Below are 22337 nucleotides of genomic sequence, written 5' to 3'. Positions count from 1 at the left end.
TGCATGCATATATTTTGTGCAATTTGCGTAAACTATGTGCATCGTGCTAAGGTCGCGATGTCGAATGTTGATGCGCCGAACGGAATGGAGGCGATCTTATGCCCACCGGTTTCCATCGTGAATCCGCAATGATCTACCAGTTCCCCGTCAAGCCGGCGCGGACCCCCAGCCGGTTCGAACGCGCCCGGCTGATGGAGCGCGAGGCAGCCGATGTCTGCGACGCGGCGCTCGACAGCTGCTGGTATCATGACGAGGCGGTTCGCGAGTCCGATCGGCCGACGAAGTCCTGATTGCTTGATACCTGCGGCGGTAACGCCGATACCGCGGGGAGCGCCCGCGCATGGCGTTCCTATGGTGGTCGTCATGCGCGGGCTTAGCGCCCGCTCAATCCGAGCTTTTCCCTTGCCACCAATGCGCCGTGTTCGCTGACGACGCGGGCCGCCACTTTCGCGGCGAAGCTGGCGGCGGCCGGCGCGTCCCGGGTTTCCAGATAGCGGGCGAGAAAGGCGCCGTTGAAACTGTCGCCGGCGCTGGTCGTATCGACCACTGTCTCCACTTTCTCGGCCGGAACGAAGGTCTCCTCGCCGGCGAAATTCAAGCGAACGCCGTCCGCGCCGTTCTTGACGACGACATTGGCAGCGCCTAGGGCGCGATAGCGTTGAATCGTCGCCTCGATGGAATCGTCGCCGAAATGCGCGGCTTCGTCGTCGAAACTCGGCATGACCAGCACGGAAGAGCGGGCGCCTTCGCTGATCGTCGCATGCATCACGTCGTAACTCGACCAGAGGCGAGGACGGATGTTCGGGTCGAAGACCACAAGCTTGCCGGCCGCCTTGGCGCGGCGGATTTCGGCGAGCAGTGTCGTGGCATCCTCTTGCGGCAGAATGGCTAGGGTGATGCCGGAGAAATAGACGAGGTCGGCGCCTTCCACCGCTTCGCGCAGGCGGTCGGGATCGGCGGCAAGGCTGCGGGCGGCCGAGCTGTCGCGCCAGTAGCTGAAGGAGCGCTCGCCGTTCTTCAGACTGATCATATAGAGGCCGGGCGTCCTGCCCCTGATGCGCCGGATCAGGCTCGTGCCGATGCCTGATTTGTCGATGAAAGCGACCATCTCGTCCGACATGGTGTCGTCGCCGAGGGCGGTGAAATAATCGACCGACCAGTCGGGGCCAAGGCAGGCGCGGGCATACCAGGCGGTGTTGAAAGTATCGCCGGCAAAGCCCTTGCGCAACAGTCCGTCACCGGCCTGCGAGAGCTCCACCATGCATTCACCGATCGATAGAAACCGTCTTCCGCTCACCTTGTCCTCCCGGCATGAGCGCCACTGATCCGACAGGCCGCTCTATCGCTTTGAATTGACGTTTCATCCGCTGATACGCGGAGCCGGGCGGAGTGACAAGCATTGATGTTGTGGGCGCCGGTATCGCCGGAAATGAAAAGCCCGCCTTCGCGGACAAGGCGAAGGCGGGTACCGGCGAAGGTTGATTATTCGTGGATGGTGTAGCTGCCGAGCGCGCAAAGGTCCTGCGTATCCTCGGTCGTGTCGAGGTCCGAGTTTTCGTCGAACTCGAAGCGCATGTCGTATTTGCAGACGGTGCGGCCGTCGGCGATGGTGATGTTGACGGTCTCGCCCGGATTGAGGACATTCTCGCCGAAGACATCTTCTTCCCAGCTATTGACGCCGGTCGGCGAGCTGTAGAAGCGCGTCAGGACGGAACTGGTCCCGTTGGTGAGCTGGAATTTCAGATCTTCGGCGCGCGACGGCACGGCTGAGGCGGCGATGATCGCGGCGGCAAGCGCGATCAATCCAGAGACTTTCGATTTCATGTATGCGTTCCCCCGCCCATGATTGGGCGAAGAAGGGATAGCATATCCGCATCTAAATCTTTGTTATCGGAGACTATAGATTCCGAAATAAGTCCGTTTTCGGAACAGTTCACTCCCAAAAAGGATGACGTATTAGGGGCGAGATCTGTCATCGAAGCGAAGACCGCTTCATGCGGTCATCGCTTCATTATGGCCTGTCCATATGGTAGCAGGCGGCCTTCTGGCCGGGGCGAACCTCCTCGATCGCAGGCATTTCAGTGCGGCAGATGTCGGTCGCCTTCCAGCAGCGCGGCGAGAAGACGCAGCCTTTCGGCGGGTTGAGCGGCGAGGGCGGATCGCCCTGCAGGCGGATGCGGGTGCGCAGGCGCGCAAGCTTCGGATCCGGGATCGGCGCCGCCGAAAAGAGTGCCTGCGTATAGGGATGGGCCGGATGGTCGAAGACGGTGGCGCAGTCGCCCGCCTCCACCACACGGCCGAGGTAGAGCACCAGCACATCGTCGGAGATCAGCCGCACGACTGACAGGTCGTGGCTGATGAAGATCAGCGTCAAGCCGAACTCCTTGCGCAGCTTGCGCAGAAGCGTGATCACCTGGCCCTGGATCGAGACGTCGAGGGCCGAAACCGGCTCATCGCAGACGATCAGCTTCGGATTGGTGACAACGGCGCGGGCAATGCCGATGCGCTGCGCCTGGCCGCCGGAAAATTCATGCGGATAGCGATTGATCATCTCCGGCACCAGGCCGACGGCGCTCATGATCTGGCGGACCCGTTCGGTGCGCTCGGCCTTCGAAAGCTTCGGCTCGAAGACGGTGAGCGGCTCGGCGATGATGTCGCCGACGGTCATGCGCGGATCGAGCGAGGCGATCGGATCCTGGAAGATGATCTGCATGTCGCGGCGTGCGGCGCGCATCTCCTCTTCACTGAGGTCGAGAAGATTGCGGCCCTGCCAGAGGATGCGGCCCTTTTGCGATTTCAACAACCGCAGGATGGAGCGGCCGAGTGTCGACTTGCCGCAGCCGGATTCGCCGACGATGCCGAGCGTGCGACCTTCGGCGAGATCGAAGCTGACATTGTTGACGGCCGTGAGGAAGACCGGCGGCTTGAACAGGCCTTTTGCCGGCAGTTCGAATTGGGTCGTCAGGTTCTCGACCCTCAGCAGCGATCGCTCAGCCATGGTTCAGCAACTCCTCACGACGCGGGAACGGGTGGTAACAGGCGGCGCAGTGGCGCGGTGCCAGCGTCTCGAGCGGCGGTGGACGGTCGATGCAATCGTTCTGGACCTGCGAACAGCGCGGCGAGAAATTGCAGCCCTTCGGCAGGTGCTGCAGGTTCGGCGGGCGGCCGGGAATGACGACGAGGTCGTCGACATCCTGATCCGGTCGCGGGATGGAGGCATGCAGCGCCGCCGTATAGGGATGGGCCGGGTTGTCGAAGAGCTCGTCGACCGGCGCCTCCTCGACGATGCGGCCGGCATACATGACGGCGACGCGGTCGGCAAGGCCGGCGACGACGCCGAGATCGTGGGTGATCATGATCAGCGCCGTGTTCATTTCTGCGGTCAGATCGTTGAAGAGATCGAGGATCTGCGCCTGGATGGTGACGTCGAGCGCCGTCGTCGGCTCATCGGCGATGAGCAGCTTCGGTTTGGTGAGCAGCGCCATGGCAATGACGATGCGCTGGCGCATGCCGCCTGACAGTTCGTGCGGATAGAGGTGGAAGCGCCGGGTCGGGTCGGGAATGCCGACGCGTTTCAGCATGTCCAGCGCTGCGTCCGATGCGGCGCGTGCCGTCAGGCCGCGGTGAACCTCCAGCTGTTCCGTCAGCTGTCTCGAAATCTTCAGCGCCGGATTGAGCGCGGTCATCGGATCCTGGAAGACCATGGCCATGTCTTTGCCGCGGATCTGGTCGAGTTCGCGCGGTTTTAGCGACAGGACGTCCTTGCCTTCGAGCAGTGCCTGTCCCGTCGTGGCGCCGTTCTTGGCCAGCAGACCCATGATGCCGAGGAAGGTCTGGCTCTTGCCGGAGCCGGACTCGCCGACAATCGCGACGCGCTCGCCGCGCCGGACGGTGAGGTTCATATTCGAAACCGCCTTCACCTCGCCGTCAGGCGTCGCGAAGGTGATCGAATAGTCGTTGAGTTCGAGCAGGATGTCTTTTTGTGTTTCGTGGGGCATGCTTAGCGATCCTTCGGGTCGAACGCGTCGCGCAGGCCGTCGCCGATGAAGAGCAGGCTGAGCAGCAGGGCCTCGAGGAAGCTGGCGGGGAAAATCAGCAGCCAGGGCATGCTTTCCATGGCGTCGGTTCCCTCGGCGATCAGCGTGCCGAGCGAGGTCAGCGGCTCCTGCACGCCGAAGCCGAGATAGGAAAGGAAGCTTTCGGTGGCGATGATTTCAGGCACGGTCAGCGCCGCGAAAATGACCACCGGGCCGACCAGGTTCGGAATGATGTGCTTGACGATGATCTTGAACGGCCGCTGTCCCGAGGCACGGGCCGCCTCGATGAACTCTCGATGCTTGATCGACAGCGTCTGGCCGCGCACGATGCGGGCCATGGTCAGCCATTCCAGCGCGCCGATCGCGGCAAAGAGCAGGTAGACGTTGCGGCCGAAGATCACCATCAGGAGGATGACGAATAGGATGTATGGAAGCGCATACATGATATCGACGAAGCGCATCATGATCGCATCCAGCCTGCCGCCAATGTAGCCCGATATCGCGCCGTAGAGCACGCCGATGACGACGGAAACGACGGTCGCCGTCAGCGCCACGGCAAGCGAGATCCGGGTGCCGTAGAGAACGCGGGCAAGGAGGTCGCGGCCGTTGGGGTCGGTGCCGAAATAATGGCCGGTCTCGATCGAGGGCGGGATGCGGAAAGCGGCCCAGTCGGGATCCTCGTAGTTGAAAGGGATGAACCAGGGGCCGACGAAGGCCGCGAGGATCAAGAGCGCCAAGACGGCGATCGACAGAACGGCGGCCTTGTTGCGTCCGAGGCGGCGCAGCGCATCCCTGGTGAGAGAGCGGCCTTCGGGCGCCAGGCCTTCCGCTTCGAGAAGCTCCTGGGCGAGCAGCTCGCGTTTTGCGGGGTTGAGGATCATCGGTTTCTCACTTTCGGATCGAGCCAGGCATAGGCGATGTCGACGAGAAGGTTCAGGAACACGATCAGCACCATGTAGAAGATGACCGTCCCGAGAACCATGCCGTAATCGCGGTTCAGGGCTGCGTTGACGAAATAGCGGCCGATGCCGGGCAATCCGAAGATGCTTTCGACGACCAGCGAGCCGGTGAGCAGATAGCTTGCCGCCGGACCCAGATAGGAAACGACGGGCATCATGGCCGGTTTCAGCGCGTGGCGCATGACGGTCAGCCGCGGGCCGATGCCCTTGGCCTTGGCGGTGCGGATGAAGTTCTGGTTCATCACCTCGATCATCGAGCCGCGCGTGATGCGCGAGATGCGGCCGGCATGCGGCAGGGCCAGAACGACGATCGGCAGGATCAGGAACTTCAGCGATCCATCGCCCCAGCCGCCGACCGGAAACCAGGCGAGGTGAATGCCGAAGATGAGCTGCAGGATCGGCGCGATCAGGAAGTTCGGCAGCACGACGCCAACCAGAATGAGCGCGCCGAGAATATAATCCGGCGCCTTGTTCTGGTAGAGCGCCCCAAGACAGCCGACGGCCACGCCGACGATGATGGCGATCAGAAAGGCTGCCGTGCCGATGGTGAAGGTATAGGGCAGGCCGATCATGATCTGCTGAGCGACGGTGAAATCCTCGCTGGCGAAGGAGGGGCCGAGATCGCCCCGCAGCAGGTCGCCGACATAGATCAGGTACTGCTGGATCAGCGGCTTATCGAGGTTGTAGTGGGCCGCAAGGTTCTTCAGGATCACCGGCGGCAATGGCCTTTCGCCATCGAACGGGCCGCCGGGGGCAAGGCGCAAAACAAAAAAGCAGGCTGTGACGGCGATCCACAGAACGGGGATCGTCGATAGCAATCGACGGAGGGCGTATTTAATCATGGTCGTGGGCCGGTCCTTCCCGCGCGGGGCGGGAAGGACCGTTTTCCCTTACTCTTTCATCGACAGCCAGCGGGTGCGGTGGATGTCCTGGATGTTGTCGACGAAGCCTTCGACCTTCGGCGACACGACATTCTTCGAGACATAGTAGTAGATCGGCAGGGCGGCGGACTCATCAAGCGCCAGCTGCTCGGCCTTCTTGAAGATCTCGGCGCGCTTCTTCAGATCGGTTTCGGCGTTGCCGTCCTTGATCAGCTTGTCGTAGTCGGGATTGCTCCAGCGGCCGTAATTCATCTGCACGCCTGTTACCAAGAGGTTCAGGAAGTTGTCCGGATCGTTGTAATCGGCGAGCCAGCCGGCACGGCCGATTTCGACCTGGCCACGCTGCATCTGGTCGTAATGCACCTTGGTTTCGGCATTGACGAGCTCGACATCGACGCCCAGCGGCTTCCACATGGAGGCGATCGCCACGGCGATGCGCTTGTGGTTGTCGTTGGTGTTGTAGCTGAGGACGGCGCGAAGCGGCTTGTCCGGACCGAAGCCGGCCTCAGTGAGCAGCTTCTTGGCTTCGGCGACCTTGTCCTTATAAGGCAGGTCCTTCCAGCTGACATAGGCCGGCTCGCCGTAATTGGCGGTGCCCGGCGGAACCCAGGAATAGGCCGGCAGTTCGCCGGTGCCGAGGATCTGCGGGCCGATCACTTCACGGTTGATCGCCATCGACAGCGCCTGGCGGACGCGCTTGTCGCTGAAGGGCGGCTTCTGCGAATTGACGACATAATAATAGAGGCCGGAGAAGGGGGCGACATGCGCCTGGCCCGGCAGGTTCTTCTTCATCCATTCGTACTGGTCGGTCGGGAAATCGGTGAGGATATCGAATTCGCCGGCACGGTAACGTTTCAGCGCGGCTTCCTGATCCTCCAGAACGAAGAACTTGGCGCCGTCGATCTTCAGGTCCTTGGTGCCGTACCACTGGTCGTTCTTGACGGTGGTAACATGCGAACCAGGAACCCATTCGGTCGGCTTATAGGGGCCGTTGGTCACAATGTTGCCGATCTTGACCCAATCCTGGCCCTTGGCCTCGACGACGTGTTTGGGCAACGGGTAAGCCGTGTAATGCATCAGCGCATTGATGAAATAGGGGGTCGGATTTTCCAGTGTGATTTCGAGCGTCTTGTCGTCGATGGCCTTGACGCCGAGCTGGTTGAGGTCGGTGATTTCGCCCTTGTTGATCTTTTCGGCGTTCTTGATGGTGAACTGCAGATAGGCATAATCGGCGGCGTTCTTCGGGTCGACGAGGCGCTGGAAGGCGAAGACGAAGTCTCCTGCCGTTACCGGCTGGCCATCGGACCACTTGATTCCGTCGCGAAGCTTGAAGGTGTAGACCTTGCCGTCCGGCGAAATGGTCCAGCTTTCGGCTTGGCCGGGAATCGGATTGTCCTTGGCGTCTTCGGTGACGAGGCCTTCGAAAATGTCGCCGGCAATACGATTCTCCCAATCGCCGGAAAGCTTCTGCGGATCGAGCGACTGCGGATCGCCACCATTGTGAATGTTGAGCGTGGCCGCATGCGCCGAAAACGCCAGCAATGTGCCAAGCATTGCGGAGGCGAGAATTTTTTTCGTGAACTGGTTCATCGTGGGTCCACCTTTCTAGGCTTTGCGCCTTTATTAGACATCTGTTCCCGACATTTGACCTCTTACGTGCAGGTCAGTGCGCACCTTATCGCAAAGGCTTTGCGTTGCAACCCCAAATCCGGAGGCCGGATTCCGGTTGTGGACAAGCCTATATGCGCCCTCCTCTTGCCGGATCGCGACGAACTGTCGCGGACCGTTTTGGGCCGCTGCTCCAGGCTTCACGTGGTTGTCTTTTGCCCCGTCCGCTTTAGTGTTGCGAGCGCAAACGAAGCAGGAGATGTAGCCGATGGCATTGCAGGCAGGCGGGAATGCAGATTGGTGGCGCGGCGCGGTGATCTATCAGGTCTACCCGCGCTCCTTTCAAGACACCAACAGCGATGGCCTCGGCGACCTCAAGGGCATTACCCTCCGGCTGCCGCATATCGCCAGTCTTGGTGTCGATGCGATCTGGCTCTCGCCCTTCTTCAAGTCGCCAATGGCCGACATGGGCTATGACGTGTCAGATTATTGCGACGTCGACCCGATCTTCGGGACGCTCGCCGATTTCGACGAGATGATGGCGGAGGCGCACCGGCTCGGCATCAAGGTCGTCATCGACCAGGTGATCTCGCACACATCGGACCGGCATCCCTGGTTCGTCGAGAGCCGGTCGAGCCGGACCAATCCCAAGGCGGACTGGTATGTCTGGGCCGATCCGAAGCCGGATGGGACGGCGCCGAACAATTGGCTGTCGATCTTCGGCGGGCCGGGCTGGGAATGGGATGGCGTACGCCGGCAATATTACCAGCATAACTTCCTGACCTCGCAGCCGGACCTCAACTTCCACAGCGAAGAAGTGCAGGATGCGGTGCTGGAGACGGTGAAGTTCTGGCTCGACCGCGGCGTCGACGGCTTCCGGCTGGATACGGTGAATTATTATTTCTGCGACAAGCAGCTCAGAAGCAATCCACCGCATGAGCCCGACGAGGATGACGCCGGCCTCGATGCCCCAGACAGCAATCCTTACGGCATGCAGAACCACCTTTACGACAAGACCCAGCCGGAAAATGTCGATTTCCTCAAGCGCTTGCGGGCGCTGCTCGACCAGTACGAGGATCGCACGACTGTCGGCGAGGTCGGCGATGGGGCGCGTTCGCTAAAGACGGTTGGCGCCTATACGAGCGGCGGCGACAAGCTGCACATGTGCTACACATTCGACCTGCTCGGACCGGAGTTCACGGCCGAGCATATTCGCGGTTGCGTCGAAGCGTTCCAGGAGGTGGTGACCGATGGCTGGGTCTGCTGGGCTTTTTCAAACCACGACGTCATGCGTCATGTCAGCCGTTTTGCGCTGACGGCGGATGAGCGGCCCGTCATCGCCAAATTGGCGATCTCGGTGCTTGCGGCGCTGCGCGGTTCGATCTGCCTCTACCAGGGTGAGGAGCTCGGCCTGCCGGAGGCGGAGCTCGCCTTCGAGGATCTGCGCGACCCCTACGGCATCCGCTTCTGGCCGGCGTTCAAGGGCCGCGACGGATGCCGCACGCCGATGCCCTGGGAAGCCGGCAAGGCGCATGCGGGCTTCACCTCGGCGGAAAAGAGCTGGTTGCCGGTGCCTTATGAGCAGGCTGCGCTTTCCGTGGATACGCAGGAGGACAGCTACGACTCGGTGCTGCACCACTACCGCAGGACGCTCGCCTTCCGGAAGAGCCACCCAGCGCTGATCGACGGCGAAATGACTTTTGTCGGCACCAACCAGGACCTGCTCGCCTTCACCCGCGAAAAGGGCGGGGAAAAACTGCTGTTCGTTTTCAACCTGACGCGCGAACCGGCGGAATTTCGCCTGCCTGAGGGTATGCTGGTCAGGCAATCGCTCGAGATGCCGGGCTTTGAAGCGATGGGAGGCGCGGGCACGGTGAAGCTTGCGGCGCTGGACGGGTTCTGTGCGCGGGTTTGACGGGTTACTTCAGAAGCTTGTCGTAATCGGCATGAGAGCCGATCCAAAACCAGACGACGTCGTCGCCATCCCTGACGGCTAAAGCTCTCCAGGACGTGCCGACCAGAAGCGGCCGACGCGCTTGAAATGCAGGGATGGATGTCTGGGATCTTGTTTGAGCAGATCGAAATTTTCGTCGGCCAGCTTCCGCACCTGCTCAGGCAAGCCGTCATAGGCCTCCCAGAAGGAGGGAGTTGCGTGGTGTTTCAAAGCGGTCTTGTCTTTCCGGCACGAAAATCGGCCAAGGCCCTCTCCGCGAAATGATCGAGCTTGCCGCTTGCTGCGTCTGTTTCCATCTGCCGATCCCAGCGTTCAGCCTGAAGGGCTTCAAACCAAGCGGAAAAGGCCTCGAACTCATGCTTGTCGACGGTCACGGATTTTTCAATCTGTTCCAGCTTTGTCATGATCAGCTCCAGAAATACCGAAAAATAGGCGCTGCTGCGGAATTTGCCAATAATACTCTCACCCGATCAGCGCGAATTTGTCCACATCGACCATGCCGCGGTCGGATATTTTCAGGTGCGGGATGACGGGCAGCGGCAGGAAGGCGAGCTGGAGGAAGGGTTCCTCCAGGGTTGCGCCGAGCGCGAAGGCGGCCTTGCGCAGATCGTGCAGCGTATCGCGGACATTTTCGTAAGGCTCAAGGCTCATCAGGCCGGCGATGGGCAGGGCGATTTCGCCGGTGACCTTGCCATCCTCCACGACGACAAAGCCGCCCTGGATTTCGCCGAGGCGGTTTGCGGCGCGCGCCATGTCATCCTCGCTGACGCCGACGACGCAGATATTGTGGCTGTCATGGCCGACAGTAGAGGCGATCGCGCCCTTCTTCAGGCCGAAGCCCTGGACGAAGCCGTTGGCGTGGTTGCCGTTCTTGCCGTGGCGTTCGATGACGGCGACCTTGATGATGTCGTTGGCAAGGTCGACCGCCGTCTCGTTGCCTTTGACGGGCAGCCGGTAGCGGCGATGCTCGGTGATGATCTTGCCAGGCGTGACGCCGATCACCGGCGTCTCGCCTTCGGCGACCGGTACACCGAAATGGGCGGCGTTGACCGGGCGGGCCTTGACGCTGTCGAGGCCGATCGGGGCGACCGGCTTGCGCGTGGAAAAGAGCGCGTCGCTGACGCGGCGGCCGGCCGAGAAGACCATGTCGGCGCGGCAACCTTCCAGACTGTCGAGAACCACGAGATCAGCGCGCCAGCCCGGCGCCACCAAGCCGCGATCCCGCAGGCCGAAGGCGCGGGCGGCGGAGATCGAGGCGGCGCGATAGATCGCCAGGGGTTCGACGCCGTTGGCGATCGCCGTGCGGATCATGTGGTCGAGATGGCCTTGTTCGGCGATGTCGAGCGGATTGCGGTCGTCGGTGCAGAGCGCGAGATAGGGTGAAAGCCGCTCGGTGATGATGGGAATCAGTGCGGCGAGATCCTTCGACACGGAGCCCTCGCGCACGAGGATATGCATGCCCTTGCGGATCTTTTCCAGCGCCTCAGTGGCGGTCGTGCATTCGTGCTCGGTGCGGATGCCGGCTGCGAGATAACCGTTGAGGTCGTTGCCGGAAAGAAGCGGTGCATGACCGTCGATATGGCCGCCTTGGAAGGCATCGAGCTTGGCCATGCAAACCGGATCCTTGTGGATCACCCCGGGGAAATTCATGAATTCCGCAAGGCCGATGACCTTCGGGTGATGGCGGAAGGGCAGGAGGCGTTCGATCGGCAGGTCGGCGCCTGCCGTTTCGAGATGGGTCGCCGGCACGCAGGAAGAGAGCTGGACGCGGATGTCCATGATCGTCTCGAGCGCGGATTGCAGAAAGAATTCGATGCCGGCGGTGCCGAGCACATTGGCGATCTCGTGCGGATCGCAGATCGCCGTGGTAACGCCATAAGGCAGGACGCAGCGGTCGAATTCATGCGGTGTGACGAGCGAGGATTCGATGTGCAGATGCGTGTCGATGAAGCCGGGAACGACCGTTCGGCCGGATATGTCGATCTCGGTTTCACCCACATAAGTGCCTGATGTGCCGACAATGCGGTCGGCGCCGATGGCGATGTCGGAGCGGACGACTTCGCCGGTGACGAGATCGAAGAAGCTGCCGCCCTTCAGCACGATGTCGGCGGGCACGCGGCCTACACCCTGGTCGATGAGACGTTCGAGTCTGCTGGTCATGGCACCGCTCACATTGCAACCGATTCCGAAACTTATAACCGATCTGCCGCGACATGCGATGCCTACAAACGAAACCGGGCGCCGAATGGCGCCCGATCGCAGTCTTTCATGTCGTGGCTTATTCGGCCGCGACGATCTTGCCGCTTTCCCACTTGTAGAGCGAGAAGCTCTGCGAGGTCAGGTCGCCGGCTTCGCCGTAGGTGACCTTGCCGATGGCGGTCGGGATCTCCTTGCCGTCTTTCAGGGCGGCGGCGACGGCTGCGGCATCCTCGGCGCTGCCGGCCTTCTCGATTCCGGCCTTCAGCACTTCGACGGCAGCGTAGGCGTTCAGCGTGAAGGCCTCGGCCGGAATGTTCTTGGCGGCGAGCGCATCGGCAGCCGTCTTGGAGTCTGGACTCTTCGTGGCGTCCGACGCATTGGTGAACAGCGTGCCCCCCGCCGCATCCGTGCCGATCGCCCAGAATTCGGTGTTGGAGAGGCCGTCGCCGCCGATGATCATCGCGTTGGCGGAGAGATCATGCAACTGGCGGGCCAGCAGGCCGCCTTCCGGGTGATAGCCGCCGAAATAGACGATATCGACCTTCTCGGACTTGATCCGGGTGGTGAGCGCGCTGAAATCCTTGTCGCCGGGCGTGATCGCGTCATTGACGACTTCGGTAACGCCGCCGGCGTTCAGCGTCGCCTTGAAGGCATCGGCGAGGCCTTTGCCATAGGCGCCCTTGTCGTTGACGATGGCGATGCGCTTGTCCTTGAAGTTCTGCAGCACGTATTTGGCGGCGACTTCCGCCTGCTGGTCGTCGCGACCGCAAGTGCGCAGCACATTGGTGAGGCCCCGCTTGGTCAGGTCGGGGGCGGTTGCCGTCGGGGTGACCATCAAGACGCCATTTTCAGCCAAGACGTCCGATACCGGGATAGCGACACCGGATGTCACCGGGCCGACGACGAAGCGGATGCCGTCGCCGACGACCTTGTTGGCGGCGGAAACGCCCTGCTTCGGTTCGCCGGCATCGTCGGCCAGTTCGAGGACGACCTTCTCGCCGAGAATCCCGCCCTTCTTGTTGATCTCGTCGACGGCGGTCTGAGCGCCGTTCTTCACCTGATCGCCATAGGCGGCGACCGGTCCGGTCAGCGGCGCGATCAGCCCGATCGTGATATCGGCATGCGCAAGCGGTGCAAAGGCGAGTGACGCGACGAGGGTCGCCGTCAATGTCTTGAGAGTCATTGTCTGTCTCCTTGGATGGGGTCTTCGACCCACGATGAGGCGCCGCGCCGGTTTACCCGATCATTCAACGGCCCTTCGGGGCCGTGCCAAGGACGAACGGTAACGGCGCGATCAGCGAGCCCGCCGGCCATGTTTGACTCGAGGAAGCTCATAGCGAGATTTCTAGGAATTTTGATGAGATTGCGCAAGTTCATAACAATATGGACGGAAAATACGGTCTATCCGACCGAAAACGCGGCTTGATCGGATCATTTCCAACATTTTCAGGGATTTTTCAGAGTCGAGGTCGCCAAAGGCCAGGGCCTTCGCCGAACGAAACCACCTCCATAAGGTTGTCTTTAGCTTTCCCATTAACCGTTAGTTTGGCCAATGACAGTAGGATCGCACGATACTCAAATACGGCGCATAAAAGAGACTGCATAAAAATTACATAGATAGAGATCTGGATGCTCAAGCGTATCGATGCCGGTCAGGTGCGTATCGGAATGTTTGTAGAGGCTGTCGAGGGCCTGTGGCAGGATCCGCTTTTGTCCAAGCGCAGATTTTCCCTGCGGCGCGAAGTCGATGCCGCAAAAATTCGTAAATGCGGCACCGTCAGCGTCGTCATCAATACGAGCAAGGGGCTCGACACCAACGGGCTGCCGGCCCGTGACATCGAGATCGACATCCAGGCGGCGCGCGAGACCGTCCAGAAATCCGTCCAGTTGCTGGAAGAGGCTTTCGGGCGGCTGCGCAACGGCGACGGAGTGAGCGTCGATCACCTGACGCCGGTGATTTCTTCGGTCTCCAAGTCGATGGATGAGAACCCTTCGGTTTTCCTCAGCGTCACCCGCCTGAAATCAAAAGACGAAGTGACCTTCCTGCATTCCATTTCGGTGAGCGCGCTGATGATCCTTTTCAGCCGCCATCTCGCGCTCGATGAACATACAATCCAGATGCTCGGCACCGCGGGTTTGCTGCACGACGTCGGAAAGCTTGAAATTCCGCTTGAAGTCCTCAACAAGGCAGGGCCGCTGGAAAGGGATGAGATCAGCTTGCTCCGGGGCCATCCGGAGAAAGGGCATGCGATCCTGTCGCGGCAGGAGGGCATGTCGGAGATCGTTCTCGACGTTTGCCTCAATCATCACGAGCGCATCGATGGCAAAGGTTATCCGCGCAGCTTGTCCGGCAGCGAGGTGAGCCTTCATTCGCGGATTGCCACGATCTGCGATGTCTATGACGCCATCACTTCGGTGCGGCCGTATAAGGCGCCATGGAGCGCCAGCGAGGCACTGAAATGGATGCTCGGCGCTGAAGGGCATTTCGATCGCCAGCTCTTGAAAAAATTCGCGATCTGCCTTTCCGTCGCCTCTGTAAGCTGAGGCTTTGCATCTTCAGGCGAAAAGACCCGCGAGAGTATTGTCCGCGGGCCTTGGGCGGACCTTCCGGCGGGTCTTCAGATGTTGTTCTGAAGGATCGTCCTGAGCTTACCGAACAGCTCGTCGATATGGTGCTTTTCGATAATCAGCGGCGGGGAGAGCGCGATAATGTCGCCGGTGGTGCGGATCAGCAGTCCGCTCTCATAGGCCTTCAGGAAAGCCGTGAAGGCGCGCTTGGTGGGCTCGCCGCCGATCGGGTCGAGTTCAATTGCGCCGATCAGGCCGGTGTTCCTGATATCGATGACGTTGGGGCAGTCCTTCAGCGAATGCAGCGCGTCTGCCCAATAGTCGGAAAGTTCGGCGGCACGCGTGAGCAAGCCCTCTTCCTTGTAGGTGTCGAGCGTGGCGAGGGCTGCGGCAGACGCGATGGGGTTGCCGGAATAGGTGTAGCCGTGGAAGAACTCGATCATGTGCTCGGGGCCATTCATGAAGGCGTCATGAATCTCGGAGGTGACGAACACGGCGCCCATCGGGATGACCCCATTGGTCAGTCCTTTGGCGGTGGTGATCATGTCGGGCTTGACGTCGTAGTATTGCGCGGCGAAGGGGGCGCCGAGGCGGCCAAAACCGGTGATGACTTCGTCGAAGATCAGCAGGATGCCGTGCTTGGTGCAGATCTCGCGCAGCTTCTGCAGGTAACCCTTCGGCGGGATGAGGACGCCGGTGGAGCCGGCCACCGGCTCGACGATGACGGCGGCGACCGTCGAGGCGTCATGCAGTGTGACGATACGCTCCAGCTCGGTGGCGATATCGCCGCCATGCTCGGGCTCGCCACGAGTGAAGTTGTTTTTGCCGGGCTGGTGGGTGTGCGGCATGTGATCGACACCGGTGAGCAGCGTGCCGAACATCTTGCGGTTGGCGACAATGCCGCCGACGGAAATGCCGCCGAAATTGACGCCGTGATAGCCGCGCTCGCGGCCGATCAGGCGGAAGCGCGAACCGTTGCCCTTTACGCGGTGATAGGCAAGGGCCACCTTGAGCGCGGTCTCGACGGATTCGGAGCCGGAATTGGTGTAGAGGACATGGTTCATGCCTTCCGGGGCGATGTCGACCAGACGGTTCGCCAATTCGAAGGCCTTGGGATGGCCGAGCTGGAAGGCAGGGGCGTAATCGAGTTCGCCCGCCTGCTCGCGGATCGCCTCGGTGATCTTCGGACGGCAGTGGCCGGCGTTGACGCACCAGAGGCCGGCGGTGCCGTCCAATACCTGGCGGCCGTCATGGGTGGTATAATACATGTCCTTGGCGCCGACGAACAGCCGCGGCTCCTTCTTGAACTGGCGATTTGCCGTAAACGGCATCCAGAAGGCGCGAAGATCGTTCGGTGCATTGAGGCGGTTGGACATGCTGTTCTCCTGGCCGTCGTCGGCCGTTCCCGAAGGGGCTTGTCGCCCGAATTTTTACTGCCCGGTCAAATTATCAGGGCATCTCAACGCGTCAACACCTCACATGCTTCAGCTCAGAAAGAACTCGCCAAAAGGAACGACCGGCAAATCGCGAGATTTGCCGGTCGTGCCGTTAAGGTTCACGTGCTGAAATATCGTTGCCGTGGCTTCCGGGAGGCTTCCCGTGCGCCACCGGCGTAGCCGATGGTCATGTCAGCGCTATCATCAGGCCGCGGATCTGCTTCTGCTCGGAACGAGGTAGATGTCTTCCAGCGTCGCCAGGATCTTCATAACCGGCTCAGATGTGCTTGAGTAATAGATAGTCTGGGCGTCGCGGCGGGTCTTGACCAGCTTCTGCGCGCGCAGTTTCGAAAGGTGCTGTGAAAGAGCCGACTGGCTGAGGCCGACTTGTGCGGCAAGCACGCCGACCGCGACTTCGCCCTTTACCAGGCTGCACAGGATCAGCAATCTTTTAGGGTTGGCCATAGCTGACAATAGCGCTGCCGCCACATTCGTGTGGTCAGCCAAATCAAGGGTTTCCATATTGTTATCTTCCTAATGCAAAACGTACATCATCTGTCGGGGACAGGCCGTCTGCCGAGCTGGCGGCCAAAACTAGCAATTGGGCTCGAAGATTGTATATACCTAAATTTAAGGTATCGAGTATGCTATTTTAGATATGTTTGAACAAATGTGATCGGAATCCACAGCGAGAGTTTCGAATTCGTATCGCACCAATAAGTCCCCGGAAATGATCTCGAAACCCGCCGGATCGATGCCGCAGATGCGCCAAGAAGCCGATTCCGGGGCATTTAGGCGCACTGCAAGCATCGCTGCCACGTCGGGATGGCGCTCTACTAAATCTCGCACTGTTTCGGCCGCTTTGGCGGCGATCTCCTCGTTTGCCGGCGATTGGATGATGAGGTCTCGTCCGTCGAGATGGTAGGCGCGGCCGAAGCCGCCGTTGAGGCTCGCCCGCTCCGGTTTGAGACGGAAGAAGAGGAAGTCGGGAAAATCGATATAAAGTTTTGCCTTGGGATGGCGATCGAGAAAGCGCGTGCGGATGCGCTCGTGGAACGGATGACCATTCTCGACCGGCTCCGCCATGCATTGGGTCGTCAGCCGACCATAGGCGAGGGGGTCGCCCTTGCCCGGCTCGCCGGTGAGCAACGAGGCGCGTGGGTCCTTTGCCAGCGCCTTCGTATGTGCCGAAAGCCTCGAAACGAGGATGACCGGGACTCCGTCGATATCGGTGGCGAGCAAGACGCGGCTGGCGAAGGGAAAACCGGTCTCGGGATCGAGAACGGCGATGGCCGCGTGCCGTGCGGAGCGCAACAGCACGCGGGCAAGCTTGCGGGCTTCATCGTCGGTTTCGCGTATGGGCGAGGGCTGATCTTTCATATCCGCTATGTGGCAAAGCGGATTGAAAACATCAAGCGTCCTGCTTGCGGCGATGGCGGGTGAGGCCGGCGACGATATCCTGAGCCGAGACGGTGCCGACGATGGCGCCGTTCTCGACGATGCCGATACTGCCCGGTTGGCGGGCAAGCGCATCAAGAACATCGACGAGCGGGGTCGCTGCGCGGGCCGTGGCGCTGACGCTCATGCCGGCGGCCGTCTGGCCGAGGCCAGGCTGCATGACGTCGGCGGCAGTTAGCATGTTGATCGGATTGAGGTTCTGTACGAAATCGGCGACATACTGGTCGGCGGGGTTCCTGACGATGTCATGCGGCGTTCCGCACTGGATGATGCGGCCGCCCTCCATGATGGCGATGCGGTTGCCGATGCGGAAGGCCTCGTCGAGATCGTGGCTGACGAACAGGATTGTCTTCTTCAGCCGCCGCTGGAACTCCAGGAGCTCATCCTGCAGTCGAGTGCGGATCAATGGGTCGAGCGCCGAGAAAGGCTCGTCCATGAGCAGGATCGGCGCGCCGGTGGCAAAGGCGCGGGCAAGACCGACACGCTGCTGCATGCCGCCTGAGAGTTCGTTGACCTTACGGTCGGCCCATTTCGTCAGGTTGACGAGTTCGAGCTGCTCGCCGACACGCTGCTTGCGTTCGGTCTCCGGCATGCCGGCAAGTTCAAGGCCGAAGCCGACATTTTCGGCGACGGTGCGCCAGGGCAGAAGGGCAAACTGCTGGAACACCATGGAGACGGTGTGGGTGCGCAGGCCACGCAGCGCCTTGGCATTGCATCGGTAAGGGTTGACGGGGCCGGTGGAGGTCGAGACCGAAACATCGCCGCGCACCACGGGCGCAAGTCCGTTGACGGCGCGCAGCAGCGTCGACTTGCCGGAGCCGGAGAGGCCCATCAGCACGAGGATCTCGCCTTCCTCGATAGTCAGTGAGGCATTGGCGACGCCGAGCACGAGGCCGGTTGCGGCGCCGATCTCATCGCGCGTTTTGCCCTGGTCGGCCATGGCAAGCGCCGTTTCCGGCCGGTCGCCGAAGATGATGCTGACATTCTTAAAGTCTATCGCCGTCATGCGCCGTCTCCTTCGTCCCCTGCGCGGAATATGCGGTCGAGAATGATCGCCAGGATGACGATGCAGAAGCCGGCGTCGAAGCCTTTCGCGATATTGACGGTGTTCAGCGCACGCACGACAGGCACGCCAAGTCCGGGAGCGCCGACAAGCGCGGCAATGACCACCATCGACAGCGACAGCATGATGGTCTGGGTGAGGCCCGCCATAATCTGCGGCGCGGCAAAGGGAAGCTCGACCTTGCGCAGCACCTGCATCGGCCGCGCACCGAAGGCGACAGCGGCTTCAACGAGGGATGGCGGCGTCGAGATGATGCCGAGGCGCGTCAGCCGGATGGGGGCGGGAATTGCGAAAATGACGGTTGCGATCAGGCCCGGCACCATGCCGAGGCCGAAGAGGATCAGCGCCGGGATCAGATAGACGAATGTCGGGATCGTCTGCATGAGATCGAGCACCGGGCGCATGGCGGCATAGACCCAGGGGCGGCGGGCGGCGGCAATGCCGAGCGGGATACCGATCACCATACAGACGAAGGTGGCGGCGAGCACCAGGGCGAGCGTCTCCGTCGTCTCCTTCCAATAGTCCTGGTTCACGATGAGCAGCAGCCCAAAACAGGTGAAGACCGCAACCGCGATCGACCGGCGCAGCCAGAAGGCTATGCCGGTGATGGCAGCGATGACGATCAGCGGGTGAGGCTTCTGCAGCAGGAAGAGCAGGCCGTCTATGGCGCTCGACAGCAGGAATGCCAGCTGGTTGAAGAACCACTCGCCATTCGAGGTCAACCAGTCCACGAAGGATTTGGCCCCGGGGCCGATGGGAATCTTAAAGTCGGTGATCCAATTCAAGGTTCGCGCCTATCCAGAAAAAATCAACAATCGGACAAAATGAAACGGGGCGGAAAGCCGCCCCATTCATATCATCAAAGGCCGAGACCGGCCTTGGCGGCTGCGAGCGCATCGCCTTGGCCGTCGCGGGTCTTGACGCCCGCGAGCCAGGGCTCGAGCGCGGAGGGATTGGCCTTCAGCCATGCGGAAGCGGCTGCTTCAGGCTCTTCGCCATCGTTCAGGATCTTGCCCATGATCTGGTTCTCCATGTCGAGGGAGAACTTCAGGTTCTTCAGCATGGTGCCGACATTCGGGCATTCTTCGAGATAGCCAGCGCGAACGTTGGTGAAGACCTTGGCGCCGCCGAAGTCGGGGCCAAAGATGTCGTCACCGCCGCTCAGGTAGGTCAGCTTGAAGTTGGTGTTCATCGGGTGGGGTTCCCAGCCGAGGAAAACCACGGGCTTGCCTGCCTTGTCGGCGCGGGCGACCTGGGCGAGCATGCCCTGTTCGGAGGATTCGACCACCTCCATACCCTTCATGCCGAAAGTGTCCTTTTCGATCATGTCCATGATCAGGCGGTTGCCGTCATTGCCCGGCTCGATGCCATAGATCTTGCCGTCGAGATCTTCTTTATGGGCGGCAATATCCTTGAAGTCCTTGATGCCGAGTTCCGCACCCTTGGCGTTGGTGGCGAGCGTATACTTGGCGCCGACGAGGTTCGGGCCGAAGGATTCGACCGACTTGTCGTCGAGATAGGGACGGACGTCCTTTTCCTGGGTTTCCATCCAGTTGCCGAGGAAGACGTCGATGTCCTTGTTCTTCAGCGAGGTATAGGTGACCGGCACCGAGAGAACCTTGACGTCGGTCTGGTAGCCGATGCTCTTCAGGACGACGGATGCGGTGGCGGTGGTGGCGGTGATGTCAGTCCAGCCGACGTCCGAGAAGCGGACGGTGGAGCAACTGTCAGGGTCGGCGGCGAAGGCGGCGGTCGCAACGGAGAGGGCGGCGACGGCGGTCGCGGTGACGAGTTTGAATGTGCTTGTTGTTTTCATTTTAGACTCCCAGTCTTTAGGTCCCCAAGCCAATCACCAATAACCCAGTTTGACAAGCGACCTCAGTGCGTTTGCGGCGTATCGACCTATTTGATTGCGACGTCGGCGATTTTTTCGCAGCGCCGCGTTTTGGTGACTTTCAGGGGTGTTTTTGCATGGATTCCTGTGATTAGCGCCGTCACGGGGCTTTTCTTTGCCGTTGTGAGCTTTCAATAAGCTGAGCAAGGAGACATCGGATGGCAAAACTCTATTTCAACTATTCGACGATGAACGCCGGCAAGTCGACGCTGCTGCTGCAGGCCTCCTACAATTATCAGGAGCGCGGCATGCGTACGGTGCAGCTGATTGCGGCCTTCGACGAGCGCGCCGGCCGGGGCGTCATCGGCTCGAGGATCGGGCTGGAAGCGAGCGCCATCCCCTTCGAGCCGCACGAAGATCTGTTCAAGCTCATCGCCGGACTGTGCGGCGACGGGGCGCCGATTTCCTGCGTCTTCGTCGACGAGGCGCATTTCATGACGGCCGTCCATGTCTGGCAGCTTGCCCGTGTCGTCGATCGGCTCGGCATCCCTGTCATGGTCTATGGGCTCCGGACCGACTTCCAGGGCAAACTGTTTCCGGCTTCGCAGGAGTTGCTGGCGATCGCTGACGAGATGCGCGAAGTGCGCACGATCTGCCATTGCGGCCGTAAGGCGACGATGGTTGTGCGGCTCGACGCCCACGGCAAGGTGCTGCACGAGGGCGCGCAGATCGATGTCGGCGGTAACGAGAAATATGTCTCGCTCTGCCGCAGGCACTGGGACGACGAAATGAACGGCGCCTGGATCGCGGAGCCGGTCTGAGGGGGAGCCTGTTTTCTTTGTCGCCGTAAGCGACTAGAGCATTTCCTGGTTAGATTGAAGCAGTCTGTTGGCTCACACGGAGTCGGATGGTCGACCGGCCGGCGCGCGTCGTAGCCCAGCTCTACGGCCAAGCCGGCCGGTCGATCAGCCGGCCCGTTTCAGCCAACCCGAAGGGCCGGGCATCTTCCGCCAGGATCAGAGGCGATCGGCTCGGACGTACCTTGGGGTATGCCCATCGCCAATCGCCTCTGCCCTGACGAAAACCTGCTCCGGCAGAATGCTTCAATCTAGCCAGGAAATGCTCTAGCCTGCAGACAGCAGATTCCCTGGAGAAATCAGGTGCGCAAAGCCCCGTCATTCGACAGCCGTTATGAAACCGCGGGCGGCTTCGCCGAAAAGATCGCGGCCGATGGAGCCTATTGCGCAGCCTGCATCCGTGCCTTTGACAGCGACGAAAAACATTCGGCCGATGAGGTCTTCCTCGAACAGAATGTGCGCTTTCAAGAGCATATCGCAGATGGCGCCGCGCTGGACGCTCTGCTGGCCGAGCTCGTCTTCTCCCTCGACCGGCTGACGGCGGAAGTGTCGGCAGACCTCGACAGTTTCCGGGGATTGACGATGCGCGAGAAAATGGCCGGCTGGACGTCGCGCCAGCGGATGTGGCGGATGTATACCGAACGTGTGCGCGAGGCGCCCGTCATCGAGCGGCTGCTCGATCTTTTGGTGAAATCGGACGCGCTTGCAAGGCTGATCACCACACAGCGCTCCGCGCTCGTCGAACGCCACAAGGCGGCCGAACATAATCTCGTCAGCGTCGTTGAGCACCGCCGCCGGCTGGTCGATTCCATCGATATCGCCCGTCTCAGGATGAAAGAGCTCAACGCCAAGGCGCTGACGACGCAGGGTCGCATCGGCGTCTACGGCAACAGAGCGCATTGGGAGCAGATGGAGGCGGAGCGGCGGGCGCTGAAGGCGGAGGCCGAGCGTATCTCCACCGAGGAGCACGAGATGCGCGACGACAGCCAGCGGCGGGAGCGCTTTATCAGCCTGTTTCAGGCCTTCGTCGATGCGATGAACAGCCAGATCGCCGTCTGCAACGTGCTTTTGTACAAGCTGATGATCGATGTCGAAGAGCGGCTGATCATCTATCAGGCGCAGGTCGATACCGACAGGCCGGGCATGAAGGCCAGGATCAAGCCGGAGTTCTTTCCGGATATCGCCGCGCCGATCCGCTTGTTCGAGAAGGGCATGCTGGTCGCCCAGGATCTGGAGCGGCGCAAGGGCCGCGCCGCTCTCGAAGTCGCGAGACGGCTTCCCGCCTATGCCGAACCATCGCCCGAAGCACCAGGGGCGCCATTGATCGATACGGTCCGCCGGCCCTTTCGCTTCAGCCTGCCTTTTCTGCGCTCCTGAGCCGTGAAGCGCGGGGTTCGCGCTGCTTTCATTCGTAAAAATCGACGGGCTCGTGTTGTGCTCGGCCCATCGAGCGCATATGTGGATGCAACGGGGCGGCGATGTC

General features: G+C 61.1%; 21 protein-coding genes. 5 read left to right on the top strand and 16 right to left on the bottom strand.

Going from position 1 to position 22337, the window contains the following annotated elements; genetic code table 11:
- Positions 1 to 98 precede the first annotated feature (98 nt).
- Positions 99 to 290, top strand: a complete 192-nt coding sequence (gstI, locus tag EFR00_RS20680; RefSeq protein WP_077989987.1) for a glutamine synthetase translation inhibitor GstI — start codon at positions 99 to 101, stop codon at positions 288 to 290.
- A gap of 83 nt (positions 291 to 373) precedes the next feature.
- Here the strand turns inward: gstI and EFR00_RS20675 are convergent, their stop codons facing one another.
- The 7 genes from EFR00_RS20675 to EFR00_RS20645 all read right to left on the bottom strand — a co-directional run bounded on the left by EFR00_RS20675 (position 374) and on the right by EFR00_RS20645 (position 7467).
- Positions 374 to 1297, bottom strand: coding sequence for a sugar kinase (locus EFR00_RS20675; protein WP_009990246.1), 924 nt, complete (start codon positions 1295 to 1297; stop codon positions 374 to 376).
- A gap of 185 nt (positions 1298 to 1482) precedes the next feature.
- The gene (locus tag EFR00_RS20670) at positions 1483 to 1824 is read right to left on the bottom strand and encodes a hypothetical protein (protein WP_038690483.1); all 342 of its coding nucleotides are present in this window, start codon (positions 1822 to 1824) and stop codon (positions 1483 to 1485) included.
- A gap of 187 nt (positions 1825 to 2011) precedes the next feature.
- Positions 2012 to 2998, bottom strand: coding sequence for an ABC transporter ATP-binding protein (locus tag EFR00_RS20665; protein ID WP_077989988.1), 987 nt, complete (start codon positions 2996 to 2998; stop codon positions 2012 to 2014).
- Positions 2991 to 3998, bottom strand: coding sequence for an ABC transporter ATP-binding protein (locus EFR00_RS20660; protein ID WP_077989989.1), 1008 nt, complete (start codon positions 3996 to 3998; stop codon positions 2991 to 2993). Before EFR00_RS20660 ends, EFR00_RS20665 begins: the two co-directional genes overlap by 8 nt.
- A 2-nt stretch (positions 3999 to 4000) precedes the next feature.
- Complete coding sequence (locus EFR00_RS20655) at positions 4001 to 4918, bottom strand: ABC transporter permease (RefSeq protein WP_077989990.1); 918 nt, start codon at positions 4916 to 4918, stop codon at positions 4001 to 4003.
- The gene (locus EFR00_RS20650; protein WP_077989991.1) at positions 4915 to 5838 is read right to left on the bottom strand and encodes an ABC transporter permease subunit; all 924 of its coding nucleotides are present in this window, start codon (positions 5836 to 5838) and stop codon (positions 4915 to 4917) included. Before EFR00_RS20650 ends, EFR00_RS20655 begins: the two co-directional genes overlap by 4 nt.
- A 48-nt stretch (positions 5839 to 5886) precedes the next feature.
- Positions 5887 to 7467 carry a peptide ABC transporter substrate-binding protein gene (locus EFR00_RS20645; RefSeq protein ID WP_038690475.1) on the bottom strand — a complete coding sequence of 527 codons (1581 nt, stop codon included), beginning with the start codon at positions 7465 to 7467 and terminating at the stop codon, positions 5887 to 5889.
- A 286-nt stretch (positions 7468 to 7753) separates the two neighbouring features.
- On the opposite strand from EFR00_RS20645, the gene bglA reads away from it, so the two are divergent.
- A complete protein-coding gene (bglA, locus tag EFR00_RS20640; RefSeq protein WP_077989992.1) occupies positions 7754 to 9400 on the top strand; it encodes a beta-galactosidase BglA in 1647 nt (548 codons plus the stop codon).
- A 245-nt stretch (positions 9401 to 9645) separates the two neighbouring features.
- On the opposite strand, the gene EFR00_RS20630 is transcribed toward bglA, so the two are convergent.
- The 3 genes from EFR00_RS20630 to EFR00_RS20620 form a co-directional block, all read right to left on the bottom strand.
- Complete coding sequence (locus EFR00_RS20630; RefSeq protein WP_077989993.1) at positions 9646 to 9843, bottom strand: hypothetical protein; 198 nt, start codon at positions 9841 to 9843, stop codon at positions 9646 to 9648.
- A 58-nt stretch (positions 9844 to 9901) separates the two neighbouring features.
- Complete coding sequence (ade, locus tag EFR00_RS20625; protein ID WP_077989994.1) at positions 9902 to 11599, bottom strand: adenine deaminase; 1698 nt, start codon at positions 11597 to 11599, stop codon at positions 9902 to 9904.
- Between the two features lie 118 nt (positions 11600 to 11717).
- Positions 11718 to 12821, bottom strand: a complete 1104-nt coding sequence (locus tag EFR00_RS20620) for a branched-chain amino acid ABC transporter substrate-binding protein (RefSeq protein WP_039621320.1) — start codon at positions 12819 to 12821, stop codon at positions 11718 to 11720.
- Positions 12822 to 13267: 446 nt separating this feature from the next.
- Between EFR00_RS20620 and EFR00_RS20615 the strand changes: the two genes are divergently transcribed.
- Positions 13268 to 14182 (top strand): HD-GYP domain-containing protein, encoded by a 915-nt coding sequence (locus tag EFR00_RS20615; RefSeq protein WP_077989995.1) that lies wholly within the window; start codon positions 13268 to 13270, stop codon positions 14180 to 14182.
- A gap of 74 nt (positions 14183 to 14256) precedes the next feature.
- Here the strand turns inward: EFR00_RS20615 and aptA are convergent, their stop codons facing one another.
- From aptA to EFR00_RS20585, 6 genes are all read right to left on the bottom strand, one after another.
- A complete protein-coding gene (gene aptA / locus EFR00_RS20610) occupies positions 14257 to 15582 on the bottom strand; it encodes an omega-aminotransferase AptA (RefSeq protein ID WP_038690466.1) in 1326 nt (441 codons plus the stop codon).
- A gap of 264 nt (positions 15583 to 15846) precedes the next feature.
- Complete coding sequence (locus EFR00_RS20605; protein ID WP_038690464.1) at positions 15847 to 16164, bottom strand: ArsR/SmtB family transcription factor; 318 nt, start codon at positions 16162 to 16164, stop codon at positions 15847 to 15849.
- A 108-nt stretch (positions 16165 to 16272) separates the two neighbouring features.
- The gene (locus EFR00_RS20600) at positions 16273 to 17022 is read right to left on the bottom strand and encodes a HugZ family pyridoxamine 5'-phosphate oxidase (RefSeq protein ID WP_077989996.1); all 750 of its coding nucleotides are present in this window, start codon (positions 17020 to 17022) and stop codon (positions 16273 to 16275) included.
- A gap of 31 nt (positions 17023 to 17053) precedes the next feature.
- On the bottom strand, positions 17054 to 18106 hold the full coding sequence (choV, locus tag EFR00_RS20595; protein ID WP_077989997.1) for a choline ABC transporter ATP-binding protein: 1053 nt from the start codon (positions 18104 to 18106) through the stop codon (positions 17054 to 17056).
- Positions 18103 to 18948 (bottom strand): choline ABC transporter permease subunit, encoded by an 846-nt coding sequence (gene choW / locus EFR00_RS20590; RefSeq protein WP_039621311.1) that lies wholly within the window; start codon positions 18946 to 18948, stop codon positions 18103 to 18105. Before choW ends, choV begins: the two co-directional genes overlap by 4 nt.
- 74 nt (positions 18949 to 19022) lie before the next feature.
- Positions 19023 to 19979 (bottom strand): choline ABC transporter substrate-binding protein, encoded by a 957-nt coding sequence (locus tag EFR00_RS20585; RefSeq protein ID WP_010057129.1) that lies wholly within the window; start codon positions 19977 to 19979, stop codon positions 19023 to 19025.
- Positions 19980 to 20215: 236 nt separating this feature from the next.
- On the opposite strand from EFR00_RS20585, the gene EFR00_RS20580 reads away from it, so the two are divergent.
- Together EFR00_RS20580 and EFR00_RS20565 are read left to right on the top strand one after the other, a co-directional pair.
- Positions 20216 to 20818: a thymidine kinase gene (locus tag EFR00_RS20580; RefSeq protein WP_009996176.1), complete on the top strand. Its 603-nt coding sequence runs from the start codon at positions 20216 to 20218 to the stop codon at positions 20816 to 20818.
- Positions 20819 to 21157: 339 nt separating this feature from the next.
- Positions 21158 to 22231 carry a hypothetical protein gene (locus EFR00_RS20565; protein ID WP_077989998.1) on the top strand — a complete coding sequence of 358 codons (1074 nt, stop codon included), beginning with the start codon at positions 21158 to 21160 and terminating at the stop codon, positions 22229 to 22231.
- Positions 22232 to 22337 lie beyond the last annotated feature (106 nt).

It is taken from the genome of Rhizobium sophoriradicis (assembly GCF_003939025.1).
In the GTDB taxonomy this organism is placed as follows: Bacteria; Pseudomonadota; Alphaproteobacteria; order Rhizobiales; family Rhizobiaceae; genus Rhizobium; species Rhizobium sophoriradicis.
Note: the sequence above shows the minus strand (reverse complement) of the source record. Positions and strands in the feature narration are given on the sequence as shown.